Here is a 2,031-nt window from a genome sequence, read left to right as displayed (position 1 = left end):
CGCGGATTTCCACGCAGGAGATTCGACGCAACTTTTCAGCTGAATTCGTAGCGTAGGGTTCGGTTTCCCCACCAGGGGACTCGGGTGTCGGGGGGGAGGTCGGCTTGCCGGAGGACGGGTGTGTAGGCGCGGCGGTCGAGGCGGACGGTGATGGTGTCGGCGCTGGTGGTGATCGTGCCAGGGGTTTCGAGGAAGCGGCGTTGCAGCACGTCGGGGGTGACGGTGGCGTATCCGGGCAGGCGGGCGCGGAGCGCGGCGAGCAGGGCTTGGGCGAGCACGCAGAGCATGATGTCGAGGTCGACGTTGAGGTTGACCGCCGAGGACAGCGCGTCGGCGTGGAAGGCCTGGATGATCTCGGCGAGGCGCTGCTCGATGGTCATTCGCCGCGCGTAGTGAGTGATCAGGGTCTTGGCGGTGAGGTCGTGGTCGTTGGTGATGATCACGGTGGGGGTGTCGCGACCGAGCCCGGTGATGACGAGTTGACGCACGGTGCCGGGGTAGCCGGTGAGCCGAATTCCGGTGGCCTGGTGCACTTTTGGCCGGTTGAACTTTCCGGGCCGGTCCAGGGTGACGGTGGTGAAATCCTTGTCGGTGAGGGCGTCGATTTGTTTCATCAGCGCGGCCGAGCGCATGCGCAGGGTGAGGAATTTGACGCCGCGGTCGTCGAGTTCGCCGAGCACGGCGTGGGTGGTGACCTTTTGATCCATGATCAGCATGGCCGGATCGGCGCCGGAGGCGGCTTTCCAGTGGTCGCAGAACGCGATCACCTCGCGCGCCTGGCTGGATTTGGCGACATCGGCGTTGGTGTAGATGAGGTTGTGGGTGCCGCTGTCCTGGGCGAAGAAGGTCAGCACGGAGCGGGCGCGTTGGGAGCGGGTGGGCACGTAGTGTTTCTCCAGCACCGGGTCGTGGCCCCAGTGCATGACGGCGTGGAAGTCCAGGTCGAAGATCGCGTCGGCGGCGGTGGCCAGTCCGGCGTCGATCATCTGCTTGTCGAGCGCGGCCAGGAAGCGGCGCTGGTGGTCGTGGCCGGTGCGGTAGGAGTAGTCGGTGAGCGCGGACTTCTTCGGCAGGGTGGAAAGCCCGGCGAACAATGAGGCGGCGGGGTCGGAGATCAGCAGGTCGTCGACGTGAGAGACGCGGCGGGTGCGGGTGAGTTTCAGTGCCAGCAGCGAGAGCAGCCACGAGGTCGCGGGCACCACCCGGGTGCCCGGATAGCCGGCCTTGCGAACCAGGTCGGGCAGGCCGAGTGAGACCAGATCCGGTATGAGCAGCAGTAATCCGGCCTTGCCGGTCTCGATGGTCGCGGGCCAGGTGTCGAAGTCCAGCCGCGCGGTCCGCGGCAGCCGGGTGTCGCGCCCGACGGTGGCCGGGCTGGTGCTGGCCTGCGGCTCGGGGTGGCGCAGCAGCCGCCCGAAGCCTTCCTCGGCGAGGATCTCGCCGACACTGGTGCGATTGAGCGGGGTGTGTTCGGTGGCCAGCCGGGCGGAGATCTCGTAGGTGGACAACCCCTCGCGGCGCAGCTTCGATCACCCGCCCGCGCACGCGCTCCTTGGCCGGCGCCGACCCGGGCACCCGGCCCGGTTTGCGGGGCGGGGCGAACAGATTCAACTTGCCCTGGCGGTAGTCGCGCACCAGGTTGACCATCGCCCACCGGGTGTAGCCGAACCGGGCCCCGGCCTCGGCGTAGGACAGCGCGTCGACGAAGTAGGCGCGCAGCGCCTCGTAGCGGCGGTGGTTCACCTGCTCGGGCGCGGTGAACGCGGACGCCTCATCGTGTTGTGCTGATTTCGCTGGCACATCCCTGTTCTACCAGTTCCACCTATTGGCGAAGCGAGCGCAGCGGGGATCATCGAAAGTGTTGTACTGCAGCAATTCTCGCGATAGATGGGTGGATCGCTTGACAGGAAATCCGAAGATCACGACACGATAACGATCTGATCGAATCGCAAAGTAGCAGCTATATCAGAGCAACAGATCCGAGCGTAAACACGCCTGGATCACACAAATCCCCAGGTCAGCCGCCTGCGC

At 66.2% G+C, this 2,031-nt stretch carries 1 protein-coding gene; it reads right to left on the bottom strand.

Annotated features, from left to right (window positions below; all coding sequences use genetic code 11):
* Positions 1–35: 35 nt before the first annotated feature.
* Positions 36–1,508, bottom strand: a complete 1,473-nt coding sequence (locus EET03_RS29565; RefSeq protein WP_099194519.1) for a transposase — start codon at positions 1,506–1,508, stop codon at positions 36–38.
* Positions 1,509–2,031: the final 523 nt, after the last annotated feature.

The organism is Mycobacterium innocens (genome assembly GCF_900566055.1).
GTDB lineage: Bacteria > Actinomycetota > Actinomycetes > Mycobacteriales > Mycobacteriaceae > Mycobacterium > Mycobacterium innocens.
This window is presented reverse-complemented; position numbering and strand designations above follow the sequence as displayed.